General features: G+C 55.7%; 23 protein-coding genes. 13 read left to right on the top strand and 10 right to left on the bottom strand.

The window, feature by feature from the left end; all coding sequences use genetic code 11:
• Positions 1 to 303: 303 nt before the first annotated feature.
• The gene (locus tag J3P88_RS16545) at positions 304 to 1,917 is read right to left on the bottom strand and encodes a long-chain fatty acid--CoA ligase (protein WP_434570303.1); all 1,614 of its coding nucleotides are present in this window, start codon (positions 1,915 to 1,917) and stop codon (positions 304 to 306) included.
• A 417-nt stretch (positions 1,918 to 2,334) separates the two neighbouring features.
• On the opposite strand from J3P88_RS16545, the gene J3P88_RS16550 reads away from it, so the two are divergent.
• The 6 genes from J3P88_RS16550 (at position 2,335) to J3P88_RS16575 (ending at position 8,895) form a co-directional block, all read left to right on the top strand.
• A complete protein-coding gene (locus J3P88_RS16550; RefSeq protein ID WP_434570304.1) occupies positions 2,335 to 3,399 on the top strand; it encodes a phosphotransferase family protein in 1,065 nt (354 codons plus the stop codon).
• Positions 3,396 to 3,785, top strand: a complete 390-nt coding sequence (locus tag J3P88_RS16555; protein ID WP_434570306.1) for a DUF6285 domain-containing protein — start codon at positions 3,396 to 3,398, stop codon at positions 3,783 to 3,785. The genes J3P88_RS16550 and J3P88_RS16555 overlap by 4 nt, the downstream gene beginning before the upstream one ends.
• Before the next feature lie 100 nt (positions 3,786 to 3,885).
• Positions 3,886 to 5,058, top strand: a complete 1,173-nt coding sequence (locus tag J3P88_RS16560; protein ID WP_434570308.1) for an acyl-CoA dehydrogenase family protein — start codon at positions 3,886 to 3,888, stop codon at positions 5,056 to 5,058.
• Positions 5,058 to 5,837: an SDR family NAD(P)-dependent oxidoreductase gene (locus J3P88_RS16565; protein ID WP_434570309.1), complete on the top strand. Its 780-nt coding sequence runs from the start codon at positions 5,058 to 5,060 to the stop codon at positions 5,835 to 5,837. The genes J3P88_RS16560 and J3P88_RS16565 overlap by 1 nt, the downstream gene beginning before the upstream one ends.
• Positions 5,838 to 5,913: 76 nt before the next feature.
• Positions 5,914 to 7,581: an AMP-binding protein gene (locus J3P88_RS16570; protein WP_434570311.1), complete on the top strand. Its 1,668-nt coding sequence runs from the start codon at positions 5,914 to 5,916 to the stop codon at positions 7,579 to 7,581.
• Positions 7,582 to 8,310: 729 nt separating this feature from the next.
• Positions 8,311 to 8,895 (top strand): TetR/AcrR family transcriptional regulator, encoded by a 585-nt coding sequence (locus tag J3P88_RS16575; RefSeq protein WP_434570313.1) that lies wholly within the window; start codon positions 8,311 to 8,313, stop codon positions 8,893 to 8,895.
• 472 nt (positions 8,896 to 9,367) lie between these two features.
• On the opposite strand, the gene J3P88_RS16580 is transcribed toward J3P88_RS16575, so the two are convergent.
• Positions 9,368 to 11,461, bottom strand: coding sequence for a heavy metal translocating P-type ATPase (locus tag J3P88_RS16580; protein ID WP_434576501.1), 2,094 nt, complete (start codon positions 11,459 to 11,461; stop codon positions 9,368 to 9,370).
• On the opposite strand from J3P88_RS16580, the gene J3P88_RS16585 reads away from it, so the two are divergent.
• A complete protein-coding gene (locus J3P88_RS16585; protein ID WP_434576662.1) occupies positions 11,403 to 11,927 on the top strand; it encodes a hypothetical protein in 525 nt (174 codons plus the stop codon). The two genes, J3P88_RS16580 and J3P88_RS16585, sit on opposite strands and share 59 nt — an antisense overlap.
• A 73-nt stretch (positions 11,928 to 12,000) precedes the next feature.
• On the opposite strand, the gene J3P88_RS16590 is transcribed toward J3P88_RS16585, so the two are convergent.
• Positions 12,001 to 12,645, bottom strand: a complete 645-nt coding sequence (locus J3P88_RS16590) for a DsbA family protein (RefSeq protein ID WP_434570315.1) — start codon at positions 12,643 to 12,645, stop codon at positions 12,001 to 12,003.
• Positions 12,642 to 13,082, bottom strand: a complete 441-nt coding sequence (locus J3P88_RS16595; RefSeq protein WP_434570317.1) for a disulfide bond formation protein B — start codon at positions 13,080 to 13,082, stop codon at positions 12,642 to 12,644. Before J3P88_RS16595 ends, J3P88_RS16590 begins: the two co-directional genes overlap by 4 nt.
• Positions 13,083 to 13,177: 95 nt before the next feature.
• On the opposite strand from J3P88_RS16595, the gene J3P88_RS16600 reads away from it, so the two are divergent.
• Positions 13,178 to 13,585, top strand: a complete 408-nt coding sequence (locus J3P88_RS16600) for a MerR family transcriptional regulator (protein WP_434570319.1) — start codon at positions 13,178 to 13,180, stop codon at positions 13,583 to 13,585.
• Here the strand turns inward: J3P88_RS16600 and tnpC are convergent.
• The 3 genes from tnpC to tnpA all read right to left on the bottom strand — a co-directional run bounded on the left by tnpC (position 13,582) and on the right by tnpA (position 15,834).
• Complete coding sequence (gene tnpC / locus J3P88_RS16605; RefSeq protein ID WP_434570321.1) at positions 13,582 to 15,117, bottom strand: IS66 family transposase; 1,536 nt, start codon at positions 15,115 to 15,117, stop codon at positions 13,582 to 13,584. The two genes, J3P88_RS16600 and tnpC, sit on opposite strands and share 4 nt — an antisense overlap.
• Positions 15,118 to 15,178: 61 nt before the next feature.
• Entirely contained in the window at positions 15,179 to 15,514 is a 336-nt protein-coding gene (gene tnpB / locus J3P88_RS16610) for an IS66 family insertion sequence element accessory protein TnpB (RefSeq protein WP_434570323.1), read from the bottom strand.
• Positions 15,511 to 15,834: an IS66-like element accessory protein TnpA gene (gene tnpA / locus J3P88_RS16615; protein WP_434570325.1), complete on the bottom strand. Its 324-nt coding sequence runs from the start codon at positions 15,832 to 15,834 to the stop codon at positions 15,511 to 15,513. The genes tnpB and tnpA overlap by 4 nt, the downstream gene beginning before the upstream one ends.
• A gap of 360 nt (positions 15,835 to 16,194) precedes the next feature.
• On the opposite strand from tnpA, the gene J3P88_RS16620 reads away from it, so the two are divergent.
• The 5 genes from J3P88_RS16620 (at position 16,195) to J3P88_RS16640 (ending at position 20,775) form a co-directional block, all read left to right on the top strand.
• The gene (locus tag J3P88_RS16620) at positions 16,195 to 16,404 is read left to right on the top strand and encodes a hypothetical protein (protein WP_434570327.1); all 210 of its coding nucleotides are present in this window, start codon (positions 16,195 to 16,197) and stop codon (positions 16,402 to 16,404) included.
• 33 nt (positions 16,405 to 16,437) lie between these two features.
• The gene (locus J3P88_RS16625; protein WP_434570329.1) at positions 16,438 to 17,517 is read left to right on the top strand and encodes an alkene reductase; all 1,080 of its coding nucleotides are present in this window, start codon (positions 16,438 to 16,440) and stop codon (positions 17,515 to 17,517) included.
• Positions 17,518 to 17,614: 97 nt separating this feature from the next.
• Positions 17,615 to 19,036, top strand: coding sequence for a coniferyl aldehyde dehydrogenase (locus J3P88_RS16630; protein WP_434570331.1), 1,422 nt, complete (start codon positions 17,615 to 17,617; stop codon positions 19,034 to 19,036).
• Positions 19,037 to 19,077: 41 nt separating this feature from the next.
• Complete coding sequence (locus J3P88_RS16635) at positions 19,078 to 19,536, top strand: GFA family protein (protein WP_434570332.1); 459 nt, start codon at positions 19,078 to 19,080, stop codon at positions 19,534 to 19,536.
• A gap of 234 nt (positions 19,537 to 19,770) precedes the next feature.
• Positions 19,771 to 20,775: a LacI family DNA-binding transcriptional regulator gene (locus J3P88_RS16640; protein ID WP_434576504.1), complete on the top strand. Its 1,005-nt coding sequence runs from the start codon at positions 19,771 to 19,773 to the stop codon at positions 20,773 to 20,775.
• An 83-nt stretch (positions 20,776 to 20,858) separates the two neighbouring features.
• On the opposite strand, the gene pgi is transcribed toward J3P88_RS16640, so the two are convergent.
• From pgi to tal, 3 genes are all read right to left on the bottom strand, one after another.
• Positions 20,859 to 22,601 (bottom strand): glucose-6-phosphate isomerase, encoded by a 1,743-nt coding sequence (gene pgi / locus J3P88_RS16645; RefSeq protein ID WP_434570334.1) that lies wholly within the window; start codon positions 22,599 to 22,601, stop codon positions 20,859 to 20,861.
• Positions 22,602 to 22,603: 2 nt separating this feature from the next.
• Positions 22,604 to 24,616 carry a transketolase gene (gene tkt / locus J3P88_RS16650; RefSeq protein WP_434570336.1) on the bottom strand — a complete coding sequence of 671 codons (2,013 nt, stop codon included), beginning with the start codon at positions 24,614 to 24,616 and terminating at the stop codon, positions 22,604 to 22,606.
• 84 nt (positions 24,617 to 24,700) lie between these two features.
• Positions 24,701 to 25,627: a transaldolase gene (gene tal / locus J3P88_RS16655; RefSeq protein WP_434570338.1), complete on the bottom strand. Its 927-nt coding sequence runs from the start codon at positions 25,625 to 25,627 to the stop codon at positions 24,701 to 24,703.
• Positions 25,628 to 25,645 lie beyond the last annotated feature (18 nt).

Below are 25,645 nucleotides of genomic sequence, written 5' to 3' on the forward strand. Positions count from 1 at the left end.
CAGCCCAGTGGGCTGTGACGGCAGAGCCCGGATATGTTGAATATCTGCCACATGTTCACCACACAAGTCACACCACATTTCATTACGCATATCGGGGCTGAAGTGGTGCTTATCATTCTTCATTGATGTTCACTCAAAGAGTTGTGGTAAACGTCCTCACACCTGTCGTCCGGGCATTAGCTGCACAACGTGCTGCTGGGACGCTAGTCAAGGGCGTTCAGGCGCTTGGCGCTGCTTCGACGTAACAAACAAGACATTGATGTCCGATTAGCTGAGGCACACAAACCGGCGGTACCACTTCGCTTAACGCGCTGGCCATTGGTAATCTCTGAAAGCAACGCGTAGATCTTTCTTGCTGACTTTTCCGGTGGCCGTGTGAGGCAACTCACTGAGCAATACGCAGGCATCGGGCAACCACCATTTAGCCACCTTATCTTTGAGGTATCCGAGCAACTCGTCCGCATTCGGGGAGCAGTCGCGGCGTGGCACCACCAACAACAAGGGTCGCTCGCTCCAGCGCGGATGGGCCACACCAATTACCGTCGCTTCGGCTACCTGCGGATGCGCCATCATCGCGTTCTCGATGTCGATGGAGCTTATCCATTCACCGCCGGACTTGATCACGTCCTTGGTTCGGTCGGTAATCTGCAGGTACCCGCGGGGATCCAAAGTGGCCACGTCGCCGGTATCAAACCAACCCTGACTCAGCTTTCCGCCGAAGTAGCCGGCGCATACCCAGAGGCCACGTGCCTGCAGCGCGCCAAAAGTTGAGCCGTTACGGGGAAGTTCGTGTCCCTGCTCATCGACAATACGCAATTGGACGCCGAACACTTGGCGACCCGCTTTGATCATTTGACGGCCGCGCTCTTCAGCGGACAGCGCGTCATACCATGGTTGATGGCGGTTGTAGGCGCCTAGCGGACTGGTCTCAGTCATGCCCCAACCCACTTCCAAAGTCACACCGTGGCGCGCCATTCGTTCAATCAGCGCCAATGGACAAGCAGCCCCACCTGACACCGCCCGCCGCAAACTGAAAATATGCGAAGCGCTCTGTTCCAGATACTGCGCCAGCGCCAGCCAGACAGTGGGTACGCCCAGCGCGTAGCTAACCTGCTCTTCGGTGATAAGCCTGGCAAGCGTCATCCCGTCACCGGCCTTGGGCCCAGGTAGCACCAGCTTAGCGCCGATCATTGCCGCGCTGTATGGAATCCCCCAGGCATTAACGTGAAACATCGGCACTATCGGCAGCACTACATCTTGGGCACGCAAGCCCATCACGTCGGTCATGTTACTCGCGAGGCAGTGCAATACAGTGCTCCGATGGCTGTATAGAACACCCTTGGGATTACCAGTGGTGCCCGAGGTGTAACACAGGCCGCTCGGTGTGCGCTCCTCCAACTCCGGCCACTCGTAAAGATCCGACTCGCTCTCCAGCAAGGCTTCGTAACTGAGCAGGTTGGGTAGGATACTGGCCGGCAGATCTTGCGCCGGACAAAGAGCAATGTAGTGGCGTACCCCTGTTAGCTCGGTGTGCAGTTGCTCCAGCAACGGAATGAACTGCGGATCGAGAAAAAGTACGCTGTCCTCGGCGTGGCGAATGATGTAGGCGACTTGTTCGGGGAACAACCGCGGGTTGATGGTATGGCAGACTCTTCCTGAGCAAGGCACTGCGTAGTAGAGCTCAAAATGACGGTAATCATTCCAGGCCAACGTGCCGACCCGAGCTCCTGGTGGTATCTCTAGACGATCCAGCGCATTGGCCAGCCGGCGACTGCGAGCGAACGCCTCAGCGTAGGTGTAGCGATGTCGAGTGCCATCGCTGAGTACCGAGACTATCTGCACATCCGCAGCAACCTGCTCGGCATGTAGCATTATTGCGCTGATGCTCAGTTGCTCCGTCATCATCATGTCTTGCATCTCGCACCTCAAGCCATTGTTATTATTAGTTTTTTATTAACACATTCGGCTGAACGCCCTTAGTTCTGGCAGATTTATGATTTCCAGAACCTCGCATATGCCTGCAGATTTCACTGCGACTCGAAAAAGATAACGAACGCTATCCAATGCATTGATTGGCTGTCAATGGACGATTTTGTGCTCATACCAACTGCCAATTCGCTGGATATTGCCCCCAAAGCCAATGTTCACGCAGCGCATGCATAGCTTCAGCCCTCGAACCGTAAAGCCCTCAATCACCGCCGTGAATGCCGCGTGTATGCGGCAAGGAAGCGTTATTGACAGTCAGCCTCCTCGATAGATAGCGTTCGTTATCCAATAGTTGCTACGTGCAGTCTCTTCTTACGACACCGAGATCAACTTATGCAGGGCAACACAATGAGTGTTCTTAAGACGATCGAGCCAGGCTCGGACTCAAATAACCGTTCTGAATCCGCCACAACGCAACGTTTGGAGAACTACCTTAAGCAGGCCTGCCGGGCTGACCAGGTTGAAGTCCTGACTCTAAAACGCCTTGCCGGGGGGGCGATCCAAGAGAACTGGATGCTTGTTGCGGAGGTGCGCGGGGGTCTTCACGATGGATCTCATCGTTGGGTGTTACGGATGGATGCCCTATCGGCAGTACAGGTGAGCCTAACCCGTCCACAAGAGTTCTCAGTTCTAGAAACAGTGCATCACGCGGGTGTGCGGGTACCCCGCCCACTTTGGCTATGTCTGGATGAGTCAGTTCTTGGCAGGCCATTTTTTATCATGCAGATGCTTCCGGGAATCGCCGCAGGCCATACGCTGACGCTGAGCTTAGGCGACAATGGCAACTCGGCTCTTGCAGTCGAGCTTGGGGCCAATCTGGCATCCCTCCATCAATTGCAACCACCTCAGACAACGCTTGATTTTTTGCCATCAGCACAGCCTGCTCCAGCACTTACAAGCGTGGAAGCATATCGAAACTACCTTTCTCAGTTACCCGAATCGTTTCCAGCGTTGGAGTGGGGATTGCGCTGGTGTGAACTGAACGCCCCTGAGACGCACCAGCAATGTCTTCTGCATAGGGACTACCGTACGGGAAACTTCTTGGTAAGCAACGGAATGTTGAGCGGTGTCCTCGACTGGGAATTCACCAGTTGGGGAGATCCTCTGGAAGACGTAGGTTGGTTCAGTGCTCCTTGCTGGCGATTTAAGCGTCCAGATCTCCAGGCGGGTGGCATCGGCCATTTGAAAGACTTTTTGGCTGGGTATGCGCAGGTGTCAGGCCGACACATCGTATTGGAAGAACTGCGGTACTGGCAGGTCCTGGCAACTCTCCGCTGGGCAGTTATTGCACTCCAGCAGGCTGAGCGACATCTCTCGGGCGAACAAGCCTCTCTGGAACTGGCGCTTACTGGTCGACTCATTCCAGAACTTGAGCTCGACATCCTAAAGCTGACACGCGGAGAACAAACATGAATGAACGCCTAAATGCTACTGAGTTGCTGGGTATAGCTCGTGAAACGCTCCTGCAAAAAATATTACCCAACCTAGGAGGTGAACTTCGCTACGACTTGCTGATGATTGCCAATGCAATGGCAATCGCTCGCCGCGAGTTCGCTCTAGCCGGTTGTACAGTCGAGTTCGAAATCCAGACTTTAAGCGCATTGATCGGCGTTACTGGTGATCCTAGCTGCAGTGAATTGCAGGATGTTCGCCTACAGCTCTCTCAGCAAATACGTGCTGGTCGCTTCGATACCGCGGACCCGCTGCGAACGAATTTAATAGCCACGCTGGAGCAGGTAGTTCGTAGAAAGCTAGCTATTAGCAATCCCAAATTACTGACTAGCAATGTCCTGCCATGAAAATCATGAATACCAATCTGGAGCAACGGTTACGAAGAGCATTCGTGTCTCTTGCGCATCGACCTCCTCTACTTAGTCCTACTACAAGAGCAAGAAGCATATGAACTTCAGTCTTTCTGATGAGTTGCTCGAGATTCAACGCAAGACCCGTAAGTTCATCTCTGACCAGGTCATTCCCATGGAGCGAGATCCGGGGCTAGGCATCCACGGCCCGAGCGACGATCTGCGGCAACGTTTGATGATCAAGGCCCGTGATGCGCGCTTGCTCTGCCTACATGCTAGCCCGGAAATGGGCGGCGCAGGTCTGACTCACACCGCAAAAGCCATTGTTTTTGAGGAGGCGGGATACTCGCCATTAGGCCCCGTGGCACTCAATATTCACGCACCTGACGAAGGCAATATCCATCTTATGGATATCGTCGCGACAGACACCCAAAAGGAACGTTGGCTACGGCCATTGGTGCAAGGGGAAATTCGTTCATGCTTCGCCATGACCGAGCCCGCCCCAGGATCAGGTTCCGATCCGTCAATGCTCCAAACGACAGCGGTGCGAGATGGTGACCACTACGTCATCAATGGCCATAAGTGGCTCATCACGGGCGCCGATGGCGCAGGCTTCGCGATCATCATGGCACGTATGGAGGATGGCAGCGCGACCATGTTTCTGTCTGATATGAACCGTGAAGGCATCGTGCACGAACGGCTTCTAGACACACTCGACAGTTGCTTTACAGGTGGTCACTCGGTCCTGCGCTTCGTAAATCTCAGAGTGCCGGTTGCGGATGTGCTGGGAGAAGTGGGAAAAGGCTTTCGCTATGCCCAGGTACGCCTCGCACCTGCTCGTTTGACGCACTGCATGCGCTGGCTGGGCGCGGCACGCCGGGCGCACGACATCGCCTGCGAATACGCGCGAAATCGTCAATCCTTTGGCAAGCGCTTGGGTGATCATCAGAGTGTTGGCTTCATGTTGGCTGATAATCAGATGGACCTGCATGTAACACGCCTCGCCATTTGGCACTGTGCCTGGGTTTTAGATCAAGGCGAGCGGGCAAATGTCGACTCCAGCATGACCAAAGTTATCAGCTCCGAAGCGCTGTGGCGTGTGGTAGATCGATGCGTACAGGTGTTGGGCGGTTGCGGAGTGACGGGCGAGACGGTCGTGGAGAGAATCTTCCGCGATATTCGTCCGTTTCGCATCTACGACGGTCCGAGCGAAGTTCATCGGATGAGTTTGGCGCGCAAGATACTGGATGAAGCGTCAGGAGCACATTGATGAACGCCAGTATTACTCAGCTATTCTCGCTCGATAATAAATGCGTCCTCATAACTGGGGCATCCAGTGGCCTGGGGGCACACTTTGGCCGAACGCTGGCCGCCGCTGGAGCAAAAGTCGCTTTGGCAGCCCGACGTACTGCCAGGCTTCAAGACCTCGTGCAAGAAATTGAGGCCACCGGGGGCCAAGCTCACGCCTTCGAACTCGACGTAACCGATCGGGCATCGGTTAATGCCTGCCTGGATGCTGTTATGTCTGTGTTTGGCCCAGTAGATATATTGGTTAATAACGCAGGCGTAAGCGACACCAAGAGTGCACTTGATTATCAAGATACCGATTGGGATCGAATTTTCGATACCAACCTTAAAGGTGCCTGGATCGTTGCCCAAGAGACCGCTAAACGAATGGTTGAATTGGCACGTGGAGGCAACCTGATAAACGTATGCTCGATTCTCGCAAGCCGTGTATCCGGCGGCGTGGGACCTTACAGCGCCGCCAAAGCTGGGCTTCTCAACCTAACTCGTTCGATGGCGCTGGAGTTGGCCCGCCACGACATTCGAGTCAACGCCTTATCCCCTGGGTATGTGATCACCGAACTCAACGCCGAGTTTTTGCGCAGTGAGGAAGGGGACAGGTTGCGCTCTCGAATACCTACGCGCCGCTTCAGTGAGATGGCAGATCTCGATGGTGTATTGCTGCTGTTGGCATCGAATGCGAGTCGTGCCATGACCGGCACGGATATTGTTGTTGATGGCGGTCACCTATGCAGTGGCCTCTAGAACTCAACTAAGTATTCGATGCAGACCTACCGCCGTCTTCATATAAAAACAAATGGCCCTTGGCCAAGAGGATCGCATGCACAGCAAAATCTTACCGTCGAATAAAGTGGCGCCAGAGGGCTTCGATGCCGCATTGCTTCCTAACCTCGCAAACAACGTGCCTCTATCGCCGGTTTCATTTCTCAAAAGGTCTGCACATGTCTTTGCAGATCATGTTGCTGTCATCCACGGGCGCCGAAGCTACAGCTACCGACAATTACATCAGCGCAGCAAAAGTCTGGCTTCAGCGCTTATCGCTGTCGGTGTTCGGCCTGGGGATCGAGTGGCCATCATCGCTCCGAATGTGCCGGAATTGCTGGAAGCTCATTTCGGAGTTCCAGGAGCAGGGGCCGTTTTGGTGAATATAAATATCCGTTTAGAGCCCGCCTCTATCCGATTTATTCTCAGCCACTCACAAGCAAAAGTATTGTTGTGCGACAAGGAATTTGGGAGCACCGTGCGAAAGGCCCTGGACGGTCTGGCTCGTAAGCCTCTAGTTATCGACATCAACGATGAGCAGGTGATGGGCGGTGAACTGATTGGCAGTCTGAACTACGAACAGCTTCTTGCGCTAGGCAATGACGAGCGGCCCTTAGCATTGCCCAAAGACGAATGGCAGGCCATCGCGTTGAATTACACCTCGGGCACTACCGGAGATCCAAAAGGGGTAGTGTTACACCATCGCGGCGCCTATCTGAATGCCTGCGCAGGCGCTCTGTCGTTTGAGTTTAACTCGCGGAGCGTCTACCTCTGGACGCTACCCATGTTTCACTGCAATGGTTGGAGTCACACTTGGGCCGTAACACTTGCCGGAGGAACCCACGTTTGTCTTCGTAAAGTTGAGGCACGCGCCGTCTATTCAGCTGTGGCTGATTACGCCGTGACTCACATGAGCGTGGCGCCGGTCGTGATGTCAATGCTGATCCATGCATCGGACCGCTACGAGCCTATGAGTGGCCAGCGCGTCTCGGTAATTACGGGCGGTGCTGCACCACCCAGCGCAGTAATAGCGTCAATGGAGGGGAAAGGATTCCACATCACTCATGCATATGGGATGACAGAGAGCTATGGCCCTAGCACCTTCTGCCAATGGCAATCAGGCGTCGACGAATTGCCGCTCGCAGATCGTGCAGTCTTCATGTCGCGTCAGGGGGTAGCCCATCCGTTGCTGGAGGAAGTGACGGTACTCGACGTGGAGAGTGGCCAACCCGTTCCAGCAGACGGCAAAACGCTCGGGGAACTGGCCGTACGGGGAAATACGGTAATGAAAGGCTACCTGGACAATCCGGTTGCCACGCATGAAGCGTTTCTTGGAGGCTGGCTGCGAACCGGTGACTTGGCCGTTATGCACGTCGATGGGTACGTTGAGATCAAGGATCGCTCCAAAGACATCATTATTTCGGGCGGAGAGAACATCAGCTCATTGGAGATTGAGGAGGTCCTTTATAAACACCCTGAGGTGGTTGAAGCCGCCGTTGTGGCCAGGCCGGACAAACACTGGGGGGAGACGCCTCAGGCTTTCGTTTCGATTCGTGGAGATGTCGAAGTTAGTGAAGCCGAACTGATCAGTTGGTGCCGCTCACGACTGGCTCATTTCAAAGCGCCACGTCATGTGACCTTTAGGGAACTGCCTAAAACGGCCACTGGCAAAATTCAAAAATTCCTATTGAGACGACTCGCTCAGGACGACGCCGAGAAGCAATAACTAGAAGTGATATCAGAGTACATATCCATATAGATAAGCGCACGCGCATAACACACGCCCAATGCAACAATCATCGTAGCGATAAGGAATGCTTGAGCTGAAAAATTATTGCCGTGCAAGCGTAGATATAGAAAAACGGGACGCAGGCGCATCAGTATTCGTTGCTATACCCCTAAGGAGAACACGTCTGGCGCCGCGGTTCTTTGGCTTTATGAAGGCAGTCATATGCTGGAGAACCGGTCCATTTGAATAGTATTGCCAGTTTGCTGCGAAAGAGCCTGGGCTTACCGTGATAGTCCCGGAGTATCGACTAGCGGCTGTCCTCCTATCCAGACGACCTAGACTGGGGAATCTTTCAACCCGAAGGCATTGGCGCCCCCAACCTACGCGGCCTCTGTACGTGAAACAAACTTAACGAAACTATCTGGCTTGGATTGGCATTTGTGGCCTCGGATTTTTCGAGGGACAGGACATAACGTTCGGGGGTGCCGCCCGTAGGCGTAATTTATGAAGGTGTTTCGGTCCGCTCATTCAACGCAGGCTTGGCGTGCTACGGGACAACAGAGCGCTGCTAGGCCTCGTATACGTAGCCGACTCCGGGACCTATCGGGGGATCGGGCGTCCACCTAGGTAGGCATCGCATGGAGATGCTTGTATTTCAGGCAACGCCCGTTATCCTATCTGTAGCTTTCTACCTCTCCTTACTCGATACACACCTGAGTCTCATCCATGCGTTACTCCCCTGAGCACAAGAAGCAAGCCAGAGAGAAGCTCCTCGCCAACGGCGCAGGTTATGCGAAACAGCACGGATTTTCTGCGAGCGGAGTCGACGCACTCGCTGCCGCTGCGGGTGTCACGAGCGGTTCGCTTTACAAGAATTTCTCGAACAAGACGGAGTTATTTGCTGCATTGATTGATGCTGAGCTTCGTAAATCCGTTAACGTTATCGCGGAGGTGCCGGCAGGAGACATGGTTGCATTCCGTACTCTTCTACTCCGGTACCTGAGTCTTGACCACGTTGAGCACCCTCAAGCGGGCTGTCCCATACCGGCACTTGCGGCCGAGGTGGCACGGGTGGAAGAACCGGTGCGCAGGATCTTCGAATCGGGTATTTCTGATTTGGTTAGCTTGTTAGAGAAGTGGACCGGCTCTAGAGAGAGCGCATGGGCACTGCTTTGCCAAAGTGTGGGCGCCGTGATGGTCGCGCGAGCCTTCGTTGATAACGATATGCGGCACGAGCTGCTAAGTGCCGTTCGCGAACAGAGCGAGCGAGCGCTTTTTGACTTGGGCCCCAATGGCTCAACCCGCGCGTAGCAGGCATGCCCTTCCCCGCCTCGCTGCCATCGTTTTCGGTGACATAAGATTTACGCGCATATCCAACAATCTCTTCTGCAAATAAGTAATTGGAGCAATAGCCCGGCAGTGCTCCAATTATGATCAAAGATATCCATTACCAATCCTCGTAATCGTTTCGGATCGGATGCACCGAATGTTCCAGCTGAAAAAACAGGCGCTGGTGCTACCGTCGAGCGCCGGGCCTTGGAACGAAAGTATCTATGGAGCCTACCGTCACGCCTGAAGGCAGCCCGATCAATTCCTAAATGCCTACCCTAATAGCCACGATCATAGCCACGATGCCGTATCAGGCTGCCGAGGCGAACGATCCACGCGCGTTTCTCCTGTTCTTGTGTAAGCGTCTGCCAAAGTCACCTTGTATAACTCAGGACGGTATAAGCAGTCCTTCAGAAAGCCGTTCGCGACGCCTCCTTCATACCTACATCGCGATCTACTTCTTCAGCAATCGAAGCCCATTGAGCACTACAAGCAAGCTCACTCCAACATCTGCAAACACAGCCATCCACATGGTGGCCAGACCCATCAGGGTGAACACGAGAAAAATGGCCTTGATACCTAAGGCGAAGAAAATGTTTTGCTTCAAAATCGCAGCAGTCTGGCGCGATAGTCGAATGAAGGCCGGAATCTTGCGCAGGTCATCATCCATTAACGCAACATCCGCCGTTTCAATAGCTGTTCCCGTACCCGCTGCGGCCATGGCGAATCCAATCTGAGATTTGGCCAACGCAGGTGCATCGTTTATCCCATCACCGACCATCCCCACCACGTGCTTCCGACTCTGCAACTCACCAATAGCAGAGAGCTTGTCAGCGGGCAGCAAGTTTCCCAGCGCCTCATCTATCCCAACTCGTTTGGCAATCGCATCAGCGGTGTGTGAGTTGTCGCCCGTCAGCATCATGGTTTTGATGCCCAGCGCGTGTAGTTCCTTGATCGCAGTCTGGCTTGTGTCCTTTACCGTGTCGGCCACAGCAAACAACGCAAAAACCTGACTGGCGCTAGTCAAGGCCACTACTGTTTTGCCTTGGCGCTCCAGGCTAGTCAGGGACTCGTCCAACTGCGACGTACCGAGCCCCAACTCCTGGATCAGTCGGTGATTGCCCAGGTAGAAAAGCTGGCCTTCAATCATCCCCTTTACCCCGCGACCGGGAAGGGCCTCAAAACTCTGCACTTGCAGAAGCGTTGACGCGTCCAAGCCTTCATACTTAGCGATTGCCTGTGACACCGGGTGATCCGAGCGAGCACCGAGGCTGGCGGCAACAATCTGAGGATCTGCCTGCACAGTTGCGGAAACCGGCATGTAATCGGTCTGAACCGGTTTCCCATGGGTAATGGTGCCGGTTTTATCCAGCGCGACGAAACTCAGCTTGGCGCCTATTTCCAGGTAGACGCCGCCCTTGACCAAAATACCTTTGCGCGCCGCTGCCGCCAGACCACTGACGATGGAAACCGGCGTCGAAATAACCAGTGCGCACGGGCAAGCAACCACCAATAGCACCAAGGCGCGATAAATCCAATCAGTCCATAATCCGCCCATAAACAGTGGTGGGAATACTGCAACTGCGACGGCGAAAAAGAACACCCCTGGCGTATAAATCTTGGCGAACTTATCAACAAACCGCTGCGTGGGTGCTCGCGTGCTTTGCGCTTCTTCAACCGCATGAATGATTCGAGCAAGCGTCGTATTGTTGGCCTCAGCTGTCACTCGGTACTCGAAAGAGCCGGATTCGTTAACGGAACCGGCATACACGGGATCATCGACATTTTTCTCGATGGGCAGGCTCTCGCCCGTGATGGGCGCTTGATTAACGGTCGAGTTACCGGAAGAGACAGTCCCGTCCAGGCCAATGCGTTCACCGGGGCGGACACGAACCAGGGCTCCCAGCTCGACGGTTTTCACATCGACTTCCAGCCAACTACCGTTGGACTGGCGCACGGTCGCTCGCTCCGGGGTCAAATCCATCAACCCCTTGATTGCATTTCGTGCACGATCCAGCGATTTCGCTTCGACCATTTCCGCAACGGTGAAGAGAAACATGACCATTGCAGCTTCTGGCCACTGTCCGATCAACACCGCACCGGTAACTGCGATGCTCATGAGCGCGTTGATGTTCAGGTTGAGGTGTTTGATCGAGATCAAACCCTTTTTGTAGGTCGTAGGCCCGCAGAGCACGATGGCGAACAAGGCTATGACCGCTACCACCCATTCAGGCGCGGAGTTAGTGAAGTGCAGGACTTCCGCACCCACGGCAGCGACACCGGACAGCGCTAGCGGCCACCAGGTGCTTTTGTGTGATTCCGCTAGGGGAAGGACTTCTGGCGTATCTGCGCGGGTTGCATTGGCATCTGCCGTCAAGGGCTCGGCTTGCATGCCCAGCGACAGCACTGCTGCCTCGATACTCGAGGTGTCCGGTAGCTCGTGCCAGACGGCCATCGTGCGGTTCATCATGTTGAACTCGAGCTTTTGAATGCCGCTCATCTTCGCGAGCTTGCCCTCGATCATGGTCTGCTCGGAAGGACAGCACATCTGCCCAATCCTGAAACTGCTGACACGAGTCCCTTCGCCGGCATTGGTGGAAGAGACGTTTTCGATGGCGGCTTTGGAGCTGCCCGAAGCAAATGGTGGGCAGCAAGCATCGGTAAAGAGGTTGTTATCAACCGTAGCGGCAGGCTTGCTCGGTTCGGCAAGGCTGTACAAGGCAGACGGCAGTGCTGCGACTGCGCAGCTCGTTTTACTGGTGCTTGCCCCCACCGAGCAGCAATCCGTGCCCTCTACCGTAGAAGGCGCGGAACTGACGTCCAGATCTTTAGTTGAGCAGCAACTGCTTTTGGACTCGGTTGTACTTGCGTTGCACGTCGTTGCTGAAGGTGCACAGCAGCCAGTCGGTGCTGCCGGGTCAAATACTTCAACGGCGGCGTCACTTTTCGGTATTTTTCCATCACCGCAGCAGCTTTTCATAAGGTCACTCTCCACAATGTATGCTGAAGAGTGAACACCCTATAGCCACTATAAGGTCAAGCGGATTGTCGAACTCGTTGGCTTTTTTCAGTCCAAGCGCGCCTCGATTAACGAGCCTGGTTGATTTCGCTCCAAATCAGATCATAGAGCTGCTGGGCGCCGAAGTTGGTCAGAGGCTTACCGTTAACGAAAAATGTCGGTGTTCCCTTCACGCCTACAGTTTTCGCATCGGCGGCATCTCTTTCTATCGTGGCGGTGATCTCCGGCGACATCATTTCCTGACGAGCCTTAGACACGTCCAAGCCTGCTTGGGCAGCTGCCTCCCACGCTGCTGATGCTTTGGCGTCATCATGCCATTGAGGTTGAGCAGCCAGGACAGCTTCGAGCACCGGCACAAACACACCCTGCTTACGTGAGGCCTCAAGTAATCGGATGGCTTCTTCAGACCCTACGTGAAGCCTCACATAACGCAGCACCAGGCGAACATCGTTTGGGTGCTGTGACATCATCTTTTTGACAATAGGGTAGAAAGCACGGCAGCTTTCACACGATGGATCGAAGAACTCTACAATGGTCACTGGGGCGTTGGCAGGGCCGAAGCTCGGTGCGTTAAACCTCACTAGCGCGCTGGTTTGCGGCACAGGTGCTGTGGCCTGGGGCAGCGTGGCAGCGCGATTGTAAAAAAACGCGGCGACGGCAAAGCCGACGACGGCTAGCAAGCTGATCGAGAGGACGACAGCGCGTCTGCTCATACGGTAAATCTCCGACGGATGAGGATGAGAAGAATGATCAGTAGGCTGAACACGCCCAGCGATAACAGTGGTAGCGGTACACCGCTGAGGATGGTCATGTCGTCACCGGAGCAGGATGGGCCAGCCCCGCAAGGCTTGATGCTTTCAGGGATCAGTCCGTAATAAAGCAGGTTGTGATACAGAGCGATGAGCCAACCCATAATTGCTAATGGCAGCGCATAGCGCCAAACACCGGTATCCGATAAGCAGCAGGCGACGCCCAATACAAGGACGAGCGGAAACATGAAAGCTCGTTGAAACCAGCAAAGTACACAGGGCAGTTGCCCCATGACTTCACCGACAAACAACACGGCGATTGTTGATACCAAGGCAAGCAGCCAGGCACAGAGCAGGAGTGCCCAAGCTCCGGGTTGATGCTGTTTCAGGGGGATTTCCATAGGACTCAGTCCGTTTTTCCATTGGGCGCGCGCAGATTCGCTTATCGCCAAAGGCGCGTAGAATGAAGGTTCTAGCCACTATAAGGTCAAGCAAAATGAGTCCGGCCACTTACACAGTCGGTGCCTTGGCGAAGGTGACCGATACCAAAGCGGTGACCATCCGCTATTACGAGCAGGTAGGCCTGCTGCCATCCGCAGGGCGTTCAACATCGGGCTATCGTTTCTATACGGATGAGGAGCGCGACCGTCTATTATTCATACGCCGCAGCCGTGCACTGGGCTTCAGCCTTGACGATGTTCGGGAGTTGCTAGGCTTCGCTGATAAACGCGACGCTTCCTGTGCCAGGGTGGACGCAAAAGTCGAAGGACAGTTAGAGCAGGTTCGAATGCGCATCCGAGACCTGCAAGGCTTGGAGGCGGAGTTGGAGCGTTTGATTGCTTGTTGTGAAGGCGGCGTGATCGAGCAGTGCCGTATTATCGAGTCGATGTCCAATCGTCGTTAAAGGGCAACCCAGCGGTGCGGGAGCAGTTGATCAACGTCACTCGCCCGCTGCGTCGGCAAACGCGTCAGCACGTCCTTCAGATAAGCATACGGATCATGCATGTTTAAGCGCGCCGACTGGATCAAACTCATGATTGCCGCCGCACGCTTTCCACTACGAAGCGAACCAGCAAACAACCAGTTTGAACGCCCTAGCGCCCACGGTCGGATTTGATTCTCAACTGGGTTATTGTCGATGGGCACGGCCCCGTCATCTAGGTAGCGCGTCAGAGCTATCCAGCGTTTAAGACTGTAATCTAGGGCTTTGGCCGTGGCTGATCCGTTGGGCACAAGATCGCGCTGGGCCAACATCCAGTCATGCAGCGCTTTCACTAACGGCACCGCTTTTTCTTGCCGTATTCGCCAACGATCCTCATCGCTCATGTCCCGCGCTTGTCGTTCAACTTCGTACAAGCCACCAATCGAGTGCAGTGCCTGTTTCGCCAACTGACTTCTATTCGCTACATGCAGATCGAAAAACTTACGACGGGCATGGGCCATGCAGCCGATTTCAGTTATGCCTTTTTCGAAACCAGCTTTGTAGCCGGCGAAGTCGTCGCATACCAGCTTGCCGTTCCAGGCTCCCAGGAAGTTGCGTGCATGTTCGCCCGCCCGGCTCGGACTGAAGTCGTACACCACCGCCTTGAGCGCCGAAAACGGCGTCGTGCTATAGGCCCAGACGTAGGCCCGATGGGTTTTCTTCTGGCCGGGCGCGAGCATCTGCACCGGGGTCTCATCAGCGTGGATAACACCTTCGGCCAGCACTGTATCGCGCAATGCATTCACGAGCGGCTGAAGTTGCACTCCGGTTTGTCCGACCCATTGGGCCAAGGTCGAACGAGCAATCGGCAGACCAGCCCGACCGAAAATCTTCTCCTGCCGATACAGCGGCAAATGGTCGGCGAATTTCGCCACCATCACATGAGCCAGCAAGCCTGCGGTAGGTATGCCTTTGTCGATGACCTGCGCAGGAACTGGGGCCTGGATCAGGGTTTCGCACTGGCGGCAGGCCCATTTCCCACGCACATGCCGCTCGACGGTGAAGACGCCGGGCGTGTAATCCAGCTTCTCGCTGACGTCCTCGCCGATACGCTGAAGCTGGCAGCCGCAAGCGCACTGAGTGTTTTCTGGTTCGTGGTGAATGACAGTGCGTGGAAACTGCGCGGGCAAAGGCGTACGCCTGGGCTTCTCACATGGCTCGGCCAGTGCGACTGGCGGATTGACCGCCTTCAGCTCGGCTTCGATGGCCGCAAGATCGGTGTCGAGCAGGTCGTCGAGTAGGCTGCCTTGGTCAGGGCTCAGTTGTTCACTGCGCTTGGCGAACTTGTGCCGTTTGAGGATAGCGATCTCATAGGCAAGTTGTTCATTCACCGTTTCGAGACGGCGGATCTTCTGGCCCATCGAGTCGACCTGGGACAGCAACTGCAAGGCCTGTTCGGCCAAGGCGAGGAGCTGTTCCGGTGGCATCTGGTCGAGGTTGGGCGAGGAAGTCATGCCCCTGATTGTGCCAGAGCAAGCGATCAGCGACGATAAACCGATGGGCTAATGGAAGGTGTCACAGCACTGTGATTGCGCCGCTCGCGCCAACCCGCTGCCAAGGCAAACCCAACACCAGGGCTTGAAGCTGCTCGCTATCGAGTTCTACCTCCAGGCCTCGATGTACGCCGGGCCAGTGGAACTTACCCTGGTTTAACCGTCGTGCGGCAAGCCAGAGGCCCACGCCGTCGTGCACGAGCACTTTCATCCGGTTGGCACGGCGGTTGGCAAAAAGATAAGCACAATGCGGCTTCGCCACACCGAATACTGCAATCACTCTGGCCAACGCGGTCTCGGTGCCTGCGCGCATATCCATGGGCTCGGTGGCGAGCCAGATCGCATCGATGCGGATCACTTGGCAAACTCACGGACAAAACGAGCACACCCGCCTGGATCTGAGGATGGCCACTTCACAGTGATTTTTTGCGGCCCGAAAGAAATCTCGATAACGACTGACACCTGCTGCTCAGGCTCCGCTGCGGACGTAAGCTTCATTGGAACAAAAGCAGGCAAAACCGGCGCGTGATGATCACGATAAGCAGGTATCCACTTTCGAACCAGGTTGGCGTTAATGCCGTGACGCATGGCCACGCTGGCTATCGACACGCCAGGTTGGAGGCATTCTTGGACGATCTGGGTTTTGAAAGGTTTGGGATAAGAGGTTCTTTGGCGCATGGCGATCCTGATGATAAGGGCGATGGTGTCCACGTATTTTTAAGTGGAGAACATCGCCCTTATCGCTGGTATCGGGTAGGTGACTTCACCGGACGGTTACGTTCTTGTGACCCTTCCGGACCGATCTCGCTTTCCGATAAAAGCACGCAGGCACGCATTGATTACGATCGAAATCAAACGTTGACATTTTAGATCACGACCACCATCATTAGACTGCAAGCAAAGCGAGTATTTAGATGCCTGTGCCGTACCCATTCCAGAGGTTCATGGCGACAGGTTCCCCCCTCGCCAGTCTGCCTAGCAGCGATTTGAACAGGGTATGAGTAAGAGGCTAACCGCCGTCGTATGGAGGATGTCGCTATGGATCAGCCGCGACTGCCCAATGATGGCCGAATCGACGTCGTGCTCAACAATGCTGGCACCCGCCTCAACGGGAAGTTCAACGACCAAGTTATTGATCGGATCGTGCCGCTAGTCGCACTCAGCGCTGATCCGGTTTGCAAGCGCAATGTGCCGCGCATGGCTGGCGCCGGCGAAGAAGTAGTTGATCGTTTTGTCACTGCTGGTTGATCCGACCACCACACTCCCTACTGGAAACCCACAATGACCCAAAATGCACTTTTCACGAGTTATACCTTGGGCGACATCACGCTTGCGAACCGGATCGTCATGGCGCCACTCACACGCAATCGTGCAGCAAAGGATTGCGTGCCAGGCCCGCATGCAGCGGAGTATTACACGCAGCGCGCGTCCGCCGGCCTGCTGATAGCGGAAGCGACACAAATTTCGCAACAGGGACAAGGTTACCAAGACACACCCGGAATTTACTCTGAAGCGCAGATTGCCGGCTGGCGCTTAGTGACCGACTCCGTTCACGCTGCCGGTGGAAAGATTATCCTGCAGATCTGGCATGTCGGCCGCGTGTCGCATGTTGATCTGCAACCCGGGGGGCTCCCGCCTGTTGCACCTTCAGCGATCCGGGCTGAAGCCATGGTCTTCGTCCACAATAGGTTCGTTCCCACATCCAAGCCGCGCGCACTCGAACTCGCTGAGCTGCCCGGTATCGTCTCGGATTTCCGCAAAGCGGCGGCCAACGCAATCTCCGCTGGGTTCGATGGGGTCGAGATCCACGGTGCCAACGGTTATCTGCTTGACCAATTCGTGAAAGACGATGCCAATACCCGTACCGATGCTTATGGCGGCTCGATCAAAAATCGTGCTCGCCTGATGCTCGAAGTTGCCGCCGCCGTTGCTGATGAGATCGGTGCCGGGCGGACCGGCATTCGGTTGTCGCCCGTTTCCCCGCTTAATGGCACCGCAGCAAGCGATCCGCAGGCGCAGTTCGACTATATCGTGGGTGAGCTCGATAAACTGGGTTTGGCGTTCATCCACGTGATTGAGGGCTCAACTGCCGGTCCGCGCGATGTCACAACGTTTGATTACGGCGCGCTCCGTCAGGCGTTTAGCAACACCTATATTGCCAATAATGGCTACGACTTAAAGCTCGCGACTGAACGGGTGGCTGCAGACAGGGCTGACCTGTTCGCCTTCGGTCGAGCATTCATCGCCAACCCTGATCTCGTTGCCCGGTTGAAAAGCGGCGCGCCACTGGCCGAGATTGATCCCGAAACGCTCTATGGTGGCGGGGCTAAGGGGTACACAGACTATCCCACTACCGCCTAATGCGGTTGCACTGCCCCGTCATGTGAAAGCGCTCGCAGCGAAGCGAAGACGGGGCGATCGCCTAGCCGGCTTGGCTGGCCTATTGAGGAAACCTTCCGTGACCGACAACTCTACCTTCTCATCTCCAATCGAGCCTGCACAACTACTCGCGGCTCAACGCGCGGTGTTTCATCAAAAGGGCGCGCCGACGCTCGACGAGCGTCGCGCTGATCTATCCAAACTGCGCAAGATACTGATCGCTAACCGCCGACAGATAGAGACCGCTGTTAACACCGATTTTGGTCATCGATCCCGCCATGAAACGAGCATCATGGAACTCGCCGGGACGGTCGGCGGGATCGATTATCTGATTAAAAACCTACGCCGGATGATGCGGCCGGAAAAACGTCACGTCGCGATCCATATGCGCATTGGATCGGCGCGCGTTGAGTACCAGCCACTCGGCGTGATCGGTGTAATGGCGCCGTGGAACTACCCTGTTGTGCTCGCCCTAATGCCCCTGGCAACAGCAATTGCCGCCGGCAACCGCGTGATGCTGAAACCATCGGAGTTCACCCCAACAGTTAATGCGCTAATCGAGAGACTGCTCGGGGAGCTTTTTCCAGTAGAACAAGTAGCTGTCGTCAATGGTGATGCAGCAGTGGGCGCAGCGTTTTCCGCCTTGCCATTCGATCACTTGATCTTCACTGGTAGCACAGCCGTCGGACATAAAGTTATGGAGGCGGCCAGTAAAAATCTCGTGCCCGTAACCCTCGAACTGGGCGGCAAGTCCCCCATTATCATTGAGAAAAATCATCCACTTGACCATGCCAGCGCCGGTATCGTGTTTGGCAAGCTGGTAAGCGGTGGCCAGACCTGCATCGCACCCGACTATGCCCTCGTTCATGAGGATGATCTAGCCGCTTTCCTCGACAGTTACGATGCCGCGGTAGCCAGCGCTTACCCGGATGGCCCCTCGAGCGAGGATTACACCTGGGTATTCAATGATCGGCACCTGACGCGCCTCAATGGTCTACTGGAAGATGCTCGAACCAAAGGAGCCAGTGTGCGTGAGGTCGGCCGTCAGGGTAAAAACATCCCCACGCGCGCGATGCGGCCGACAGTAATTACCGACGTTACCAACGATATGAACGTCGCGCACGAAGAGATATTCGGGCCAATTCTGCCAGTATTTACTTATCGCACTCTCGATGAGGCGATCACTTTCGTCAATGAGCGACCCCGCCCGCTCGCGCTCTACTATTACGGACATGACAACGCCGCACAACGGAAAGTGCTCGACGGCACAACTTCAGGCAACGTGACGATTAACGGCACAATTATGCACATCGCTCAGGACGATCTGCCGTTCGGCGGCGTTGGCGCGAGTGGCATCGGAGCCTATCACGGCATTGAGGGATTCCGTCGACTCAGTCATGCCAAAGGTATCTTCGTACAAGGCCGCTGGAACAGCATCACGCTGCTCCGTGCGCCATTTGGCAAGCTGGCAGACCGCATCCTTAGCGTCGTCCTCCGCTAGACGCCAACGGGCCAAACCAACTTTTTACGGATCGGATAATTATGAGCAAACAGGATCATTTACATTTACATGGTCACTGCGAATGCGGGGCTTTCTCCTTTGAGACCCACAGAACACCAATCGCACGCTTCGTATGTCACTGCCTTTTCTGCCAGGACTTTACTGGCGAAGCGTTTTCAGACGTGTCGGTGCTGAGGGGACATCATGTCGAGATTAAGGGGACCGCGAACCTGATTCATAAGAAGTACCGGTTACCACCCAATCTGAACCGTTCCCTCTGCACGAAATGTGGCAAACCAGCAGTAGAGACAATGGGCGCCTGGCCGTTGAAGCTGATATTCGTTCCGTCGAAAAACTTCACCGAACAGGAACTATTGCCTCCCCCTCGATTGCATGCCTTTTATAACCGGCGCGTGGCCGACATCGCGGATGACTTACCCAAATATGCTCATTACTGGCCTAGCCAATTCGCCATTACGAAGGCAATCATGGGTTTCTAAAGTTAGACGCCAAGGTTGGATGTAGTCCACACATCCAACCAATCCGGGCCAATCTCACTCTTTGACGTTTCAGCTCTACCGGCCTGGCCCCTAATGTGCAACATGAAAGATTGGGGCTCTGAGCCTCTACGTCATGCGTTATGGTTTGCGAACAAACTGATAAACGATCCGCCACACCCCGTGTTAGCCTCTGCCAATGTATTTCTCAAAGGCCGGCACACGCCCTACAACCTGATGAACAAGAAGAAAACCGTCACCGTCAGCGACATCGCCAAACGGGTCAACATGACCACCACCACGGTTTCAAGGGCCTTTATCCAGCCAAACCTGCTCAAGCCATCCACGCTCGCGAAGATCCTTGAAGTAGCCCGTGAATTGGACTACGTGCCCAACGCGTTTGCTCGAGGGCTCAAACGCAGCGAAAGCCTGATCATCGGCGTAATCACCGCGTCGGTGGACAACCCCTTCTACAGCGAAATGATCAAGGCCATTTCCCGAGAGGCGAAGAAGCACGGCTACACCATCATGCTGGTGGACACCGATAAGCTTGAAGATTTGGAAAACAGTGCCGTGGCCACCCTGCTAGGTTATCGGGTGGCCGGGATTATTCTGTCGCCGGTGTCGGACGAGCCAGATTATCAACCCGCTTACCTCGAGCGCTTGAGTAGTGGCAAGACACCAGTGGTGCTCCTGGACCGCACGATCCATGACAGTACTTTTAGTCGAGTGGTGTTGGACAACTACGGTAGCGGCTTGAAGGCCGCGCAATACTTGCTGACCCACGCCCCCGACATGAGGCGATTGCTAGTGTTGACCGGTCCTGAACATTCACGGATTACCGTGGAACGACTCAAAGGGTTGTACGCTGTGCTGACGGAACATCCGACGGTACAGATCGATGTATACCCGGGCGATTACACTCTTGAACCGTCCTATCAAGACACACTTGCCTACTTGCACGACCGGCCCGTACCGGACGCGATCATCGGCTTCAACCAGCTGATTACGTTGGGTGCATTGAAAGCATTGCGCGCCCGAAACATACCCCATGACAACATCACAATCTGCGGTATCGACCGCCTACCCTTCGCCGATATCTTCGGGATACCAATCGCCTGTATCGTTCATGATGCATCTCTGGCTGGTAGCAGCGCGGTCCAGCTGCTGCTGGACCGTCTGAAACATCCGCAGAAACCTCGCGATAAGGTGGTGATCGCAGGTGAGTTGGAAAACGGCTGAGCGCGGTAAGCCACTCCCTGACTGCGCTGTCTTCACCGTCCTCCAAGACCGGGGAGCGGTTAACCCGCTCAATATTGTGAAATCTACCCGCGATGACGTCTGCGGAAATAATCGATCAGGCCCTGAGTCGAGCAATCGGCGGCCGGCGGCGGGTCAAAACCTGTCAGACAGCTATAGACACCCGATCCCAACTCTTTTCCTAATTCAACCCCCCATTGATCGAATGAATTGATCCCCCAGATCACGCCTTGTGCAAACACCTTGTGTTCATACAGCGCGATCAATGCGCCGAGGCGTCGCGGATCAAGGGTTTCCATCACAAGGGTGTTACTGGGACGGTTGCCGGGGATTACTTTGTGTGGGGCGAGACGTTGTACGTCGACTTCAGAGAGGCCTTTGGCTCGCAATTCGGCCTCGGCCTCCTGCAAGTTTTTGCCACACATCAACGCCTGACTCTGCGACAGGCAGTTTGCATACAACCAATGATGGTGGTCGGCCAGCGGATTGTGACTCACGACCGGGACGATAAAATCAGCCGGTACCAGCGCCGTCCCTTGGTGCAGCAGTTGGTGATACGCATGCTGCCCATTACAGCCGACACCACCCCAAATTACAGGCCCGGTTTCGCAGGAGACTGCCGAGCCATCCTGACGAATGCTCTTTCCGCTGGACTCCATATCCATTTGTTGCAAGTGCTTCACGAAATTTCGTAAGTAATGATCGTAAGGCAAGAACGCATAGGCCTGGGCATCCCAAAAGTTGCGGTACCAGATACCAAGTGTCGCCAGCAACACGGGCATATTGCTTTCGAACGGCTCGTTAAGAAAATGGCGATCCATGGCATTGGCGCCGGACAGCAACTCCTTGAAGTTGGTCATGCCGATTGCCAGGGCAATAGGCAGACCGATAGCGGACCATAACGAATAGCGACCACCAACCCAATCCCACATCGGGAAGATATTTTTCTCGCAAATGCCGAAGTCAATGGCCGCCTGGTTGTTACTGGTGACGGCGATGAAGTGTCGGTAGAGCTTTTGCGCGTTGGCGCCGCTATTCAGATACCAAGCACGCGCCGCTTCGGCGTTTTTCAGAGTTTCCAGGGTCGAGAAAGATTTACTGGAAATGATGAACAGTGTCGTATCGGCGTCGAGACGTGTAGTCAATTCATGGAATTCACTGCCATCAATGTTCGCCAGATAGTGACAGCGCACACCCGAAGGGTGGCGGTATGGCAAAAGCGCCTCAGACACCAGTTCCGGCCCAAGAAAGGAACCACCAATGCCGATATTTACTACGTCTGTGATGGCTCTGTCACTGTGACCACGCCATAACCCGTTATGAATCCGGCCAACGATTTCGGTCATATTTCCAAGGGCGTCATGGACGTCGCGCATTAGGTTACGTCCGTCCATGATCAAGCGATCACCCACAGGGCGACGCAACGCCGTATGCAAGGCTGGACGACATTCAGAAGCGTTGACCGGCTCGCCGGCAAACATCGCTTGTATTGCCTCGCCGAGTCCCGATTCTCGAGCCAGCTGGATCAACAGATCGCGAGTTTCTCCGGTGATCAGGTTCTTTGAGTAGTCCAGAAAGAGGCCGCAACTGGACGCGCTGAAAGCGTTGAAACGTCCGGCGTCAGCCTCGAATGCGTCACGCATATTGAAGCGCTGCATGGCGAGGTGGTGCTTTTGCAGAGCCTGCCAGGACGGCAGGCTGGCTGCATCTAGCGGTTGCAGATAATGCTTGGTGGAAGGCTGCTGCGACTTCGCTGTAAGTGGCGTCGCCCTGGTATCGAGGGGTTCGCGATCGACATCTGCTCGCATGGTTATTCCTCCACCGGCGACTTGGCCAGCAGGGACTGCGCCGTTTCGAGCACGTTTCCAATGGTAACGCCGAAGTGCTCATACAACGCCGGTGCTGGCGCCGATTCGCCGTAGGTGGTCATGCCGATCACGCGGCCTTCCAGGCCCACGTACTTGTACCAATAATCGGCATGGGCAGCCTCGATGGCGATCCGCGCACTGACCTGCAGCGGCAACACCGCTTGCTTGTAACGGGCATCCTGGGCGTCGAACACGCTGGTGCACGGCATGGACACCACGCGTACGTTGCGGCCCTGCTCGGTCAGCTTGTCATAAGCCTGGACGGCCAGGCCGACTTCGGAGCCGGTGGCGATCAGGATCAGCTCAGGCTCGCCGATGCAGTCCTTGAGCACGTAGCCGCCGCGAGCGATGTCGCCGATCTGGTCGGCACCGCGGTTCTGGTGCTGCAGGTTCTGGCGGGAGAAGATCAGTGCCGACGGACCGTCGTTACGCTCGATGGCGTATTTCCAGGCCACTGCCGATTCCACGGCATCGCAGGGACGCCAGGTGTCCAGGTTCGGCGTGCAACGCAGGCTCGCCAGTTGCTCGATCGGCTGGTGCGTCGGGCCGTCTTCGCCCAGGCCGATGGAGTCGTGGGTGAACACATACAAGATGCGTTTCTTCATCAGCGCCGACATGCGCACGGCGTTGCGGGCATATTCCATGAACATCAGGAACGTGGCGCCGTAAGGCACCAGGCCGCCGTGCAACGCGACGCCGTTCATGATCGCGCTCATGCCGAACTCGCGAACGCCGTAGTACATGTAGTTGCCGCTGGCGTCTTCGGCGCTGACACCTTTGCAGCCTTTCCACAGGGTCAGGTTGGAACCGGCCAGGTCGGCGGAACCGCCCAGCAGTTCCGGCAGCAATGGGCCGAAGGCGTTCAGGGTGTTCTGGCTGGCCTTGCGGCTGGCGATGGTTTCGCCCTTGGCGGCGACTTCAGCGATGTACGCCGAGGCTTTCTCGGCGAAGTCGACCGGCAATTCGCCGCTGAGGCGACGCCCCAGCTCGTTGGCCAGCTCAGGGAATTCGGCGCAATAGGCAGCGAAACGCTGGTCCCACTCGGCTTCGAGGGCGCGGCCTTTTTCCTTGGCGTCCCATTCGGCATAGATGTCGGCCGGGATTTCGAACGGACCGTGGCTCCACTTCAGCGCGGCGCGTGTCAGGGCGATTTCCTCGGCGCCCAGTGGAGCGCCGTGGCAGTCTTCCTTGCCTTGCTTATTCGGCGAGCCGAAACCAATGGTGGTCTTGCAGCAGATCAGGGTCGGCTGGGTGCTCTTGCGAGCCGTCTCGATGGCAATCTTGATCTCTTCCGGATCGTGGCCGTCGACGTTGCGAATCACCAGCCAGTTGTAGGCTTCGAAGCGCTTGGGGGTGTCGTCGGTGAACCAGCCTTCAACTTCGCCGTCGATGGAGATGCCGTTGTCGTCGTAGAACGCGATCAGCTTGTCCAGGCCCAGGGTGCCGGCCAGGGAGGCGACTTCATGGGAAATGCCTTCCATCATGCAACCATCACCCAGGAACACATAGGTGTGGTGGTCGACGACGTTATGGCCTGGGCGGTTGAATTGCGCGGCCAGGACTTTTTCGGCCAGGGCAAAACCCACGGCGTTGGCCAGGCCCTGGCCCAGCGGACCGGTGGTGGTTTCCACGCCTGGGGTGTAGCCGTATTCCGGGTGGCCCGGGGTGCGGCTGTGCAGTTGGCGGAAGCTCTTCAGGTCATCGATCGACAGGTCATAGCCGGTCAGGTGCAGCAGCGAGTAGATCAACATCGAACCGTGACCGTTGGACAGTACGAAGCGGTCGCGGTCGGCAAACGATGGGTTGCTCGGGCTGTGCTTCAGGTAGTCACGCCAAAGTACCTCGGCGATATCCGCCATACCCATGGGGGCACCGGGATGGCCGCTGTTGGCCTTTTGCACGGAATCCATGCTGAGGGCCCGAATGGCGTTGGCACGCTCACGACGGCTTGGCATCGCTAATCTCCAGAGAGTCGATGGAACAAAAAAGAAGAACGACTAAGTAGCCGTTGAACTACCAGGTCGTTCGTTAGGTCAGGATCAGGCTTTAGTTGCGAGCAAAACTTCGAGTGTCTCCTGGTCGCGAGCGAACTGGCGAATACCCTCGGCCAGCTTCTCGGTCGCCATGGCATCCTCGTTGGATTCCCAGCGAAACTGGCTTTCGGTCAGGCTCTGACGGGGCTCAGCAACCGTGTCTGTTGTCAGCTTGCACTCAAGCTTGCCATTGTCGGCGGCGAGTTTTTCAAGCAACTCCGGGCTAATAGTCAGGCGATCACAACCGGCTAATTGCTCGATCTGATTCAGGTTACGGAAGCTCGCGCCCATGACTACAGTCTTGTAGTCATGGGCCTTGTAGTAGTTGTAAATGCGCGTCACCGATTGCACGCCCGGATCATCCGCGCCGGTGTAATCGTTGCCATTGGCTTTCTTGTGCCAATCGTAAATACGGCCCACGAATGGCGAAATCAGGAATACCCCTGCATCGGCACAGGCGGCGGCCTGGGCGAAGGAGAACAGCAGCGTCAGGTTGCACTGGATGCCTTCACGCTCCAGCTGCTCTGCGGCGCGAATGCCTTCCCAGGTGGAGGCGATCTTGATCAGCACTCGCTCCCGACCAACGCCGGCCTTGTCGTACAGTTCGATCAGACGGTGCGCACGCATCAAGACGGCGTCAGTGTCGAACGACAAGCGAGCATCCACTTCAGTGGAGATACGGCCCGGTACAACCTTCAGAATTTCTTGCCCTACCGCTACGCCAAAACGGTCGCTGGCCAAACCTACATCGCCCTTGCAGTCGTGAACACAAGCACTCAGCAACTCGGCATAGCCGGGAATGGCCGCGGCTTTCAGCAGCAGAGATGGATTGGTAGTAGCATCAACGGGTTTAACGCGAGCGATTGCTTCGAAGTCGCCGGTGTCGGCAACCACGGTGGTCATTTGTTTGAGTTGTTCCAGCTTGGAGATCATAAACGTCGCAGTCCTGTA

It is taken from the genome of Pseudomonas sp. Z3-6, assembly GCF_051131985.1.
Classification (GTDB): domain Bacteria; phylum Pseudomonadota; class Gammaproteobacteria; order Pseudomonadales; family Pseudomonadaceae; genus Aquipseudomonas; species Aquipseudomonas zanjanensis.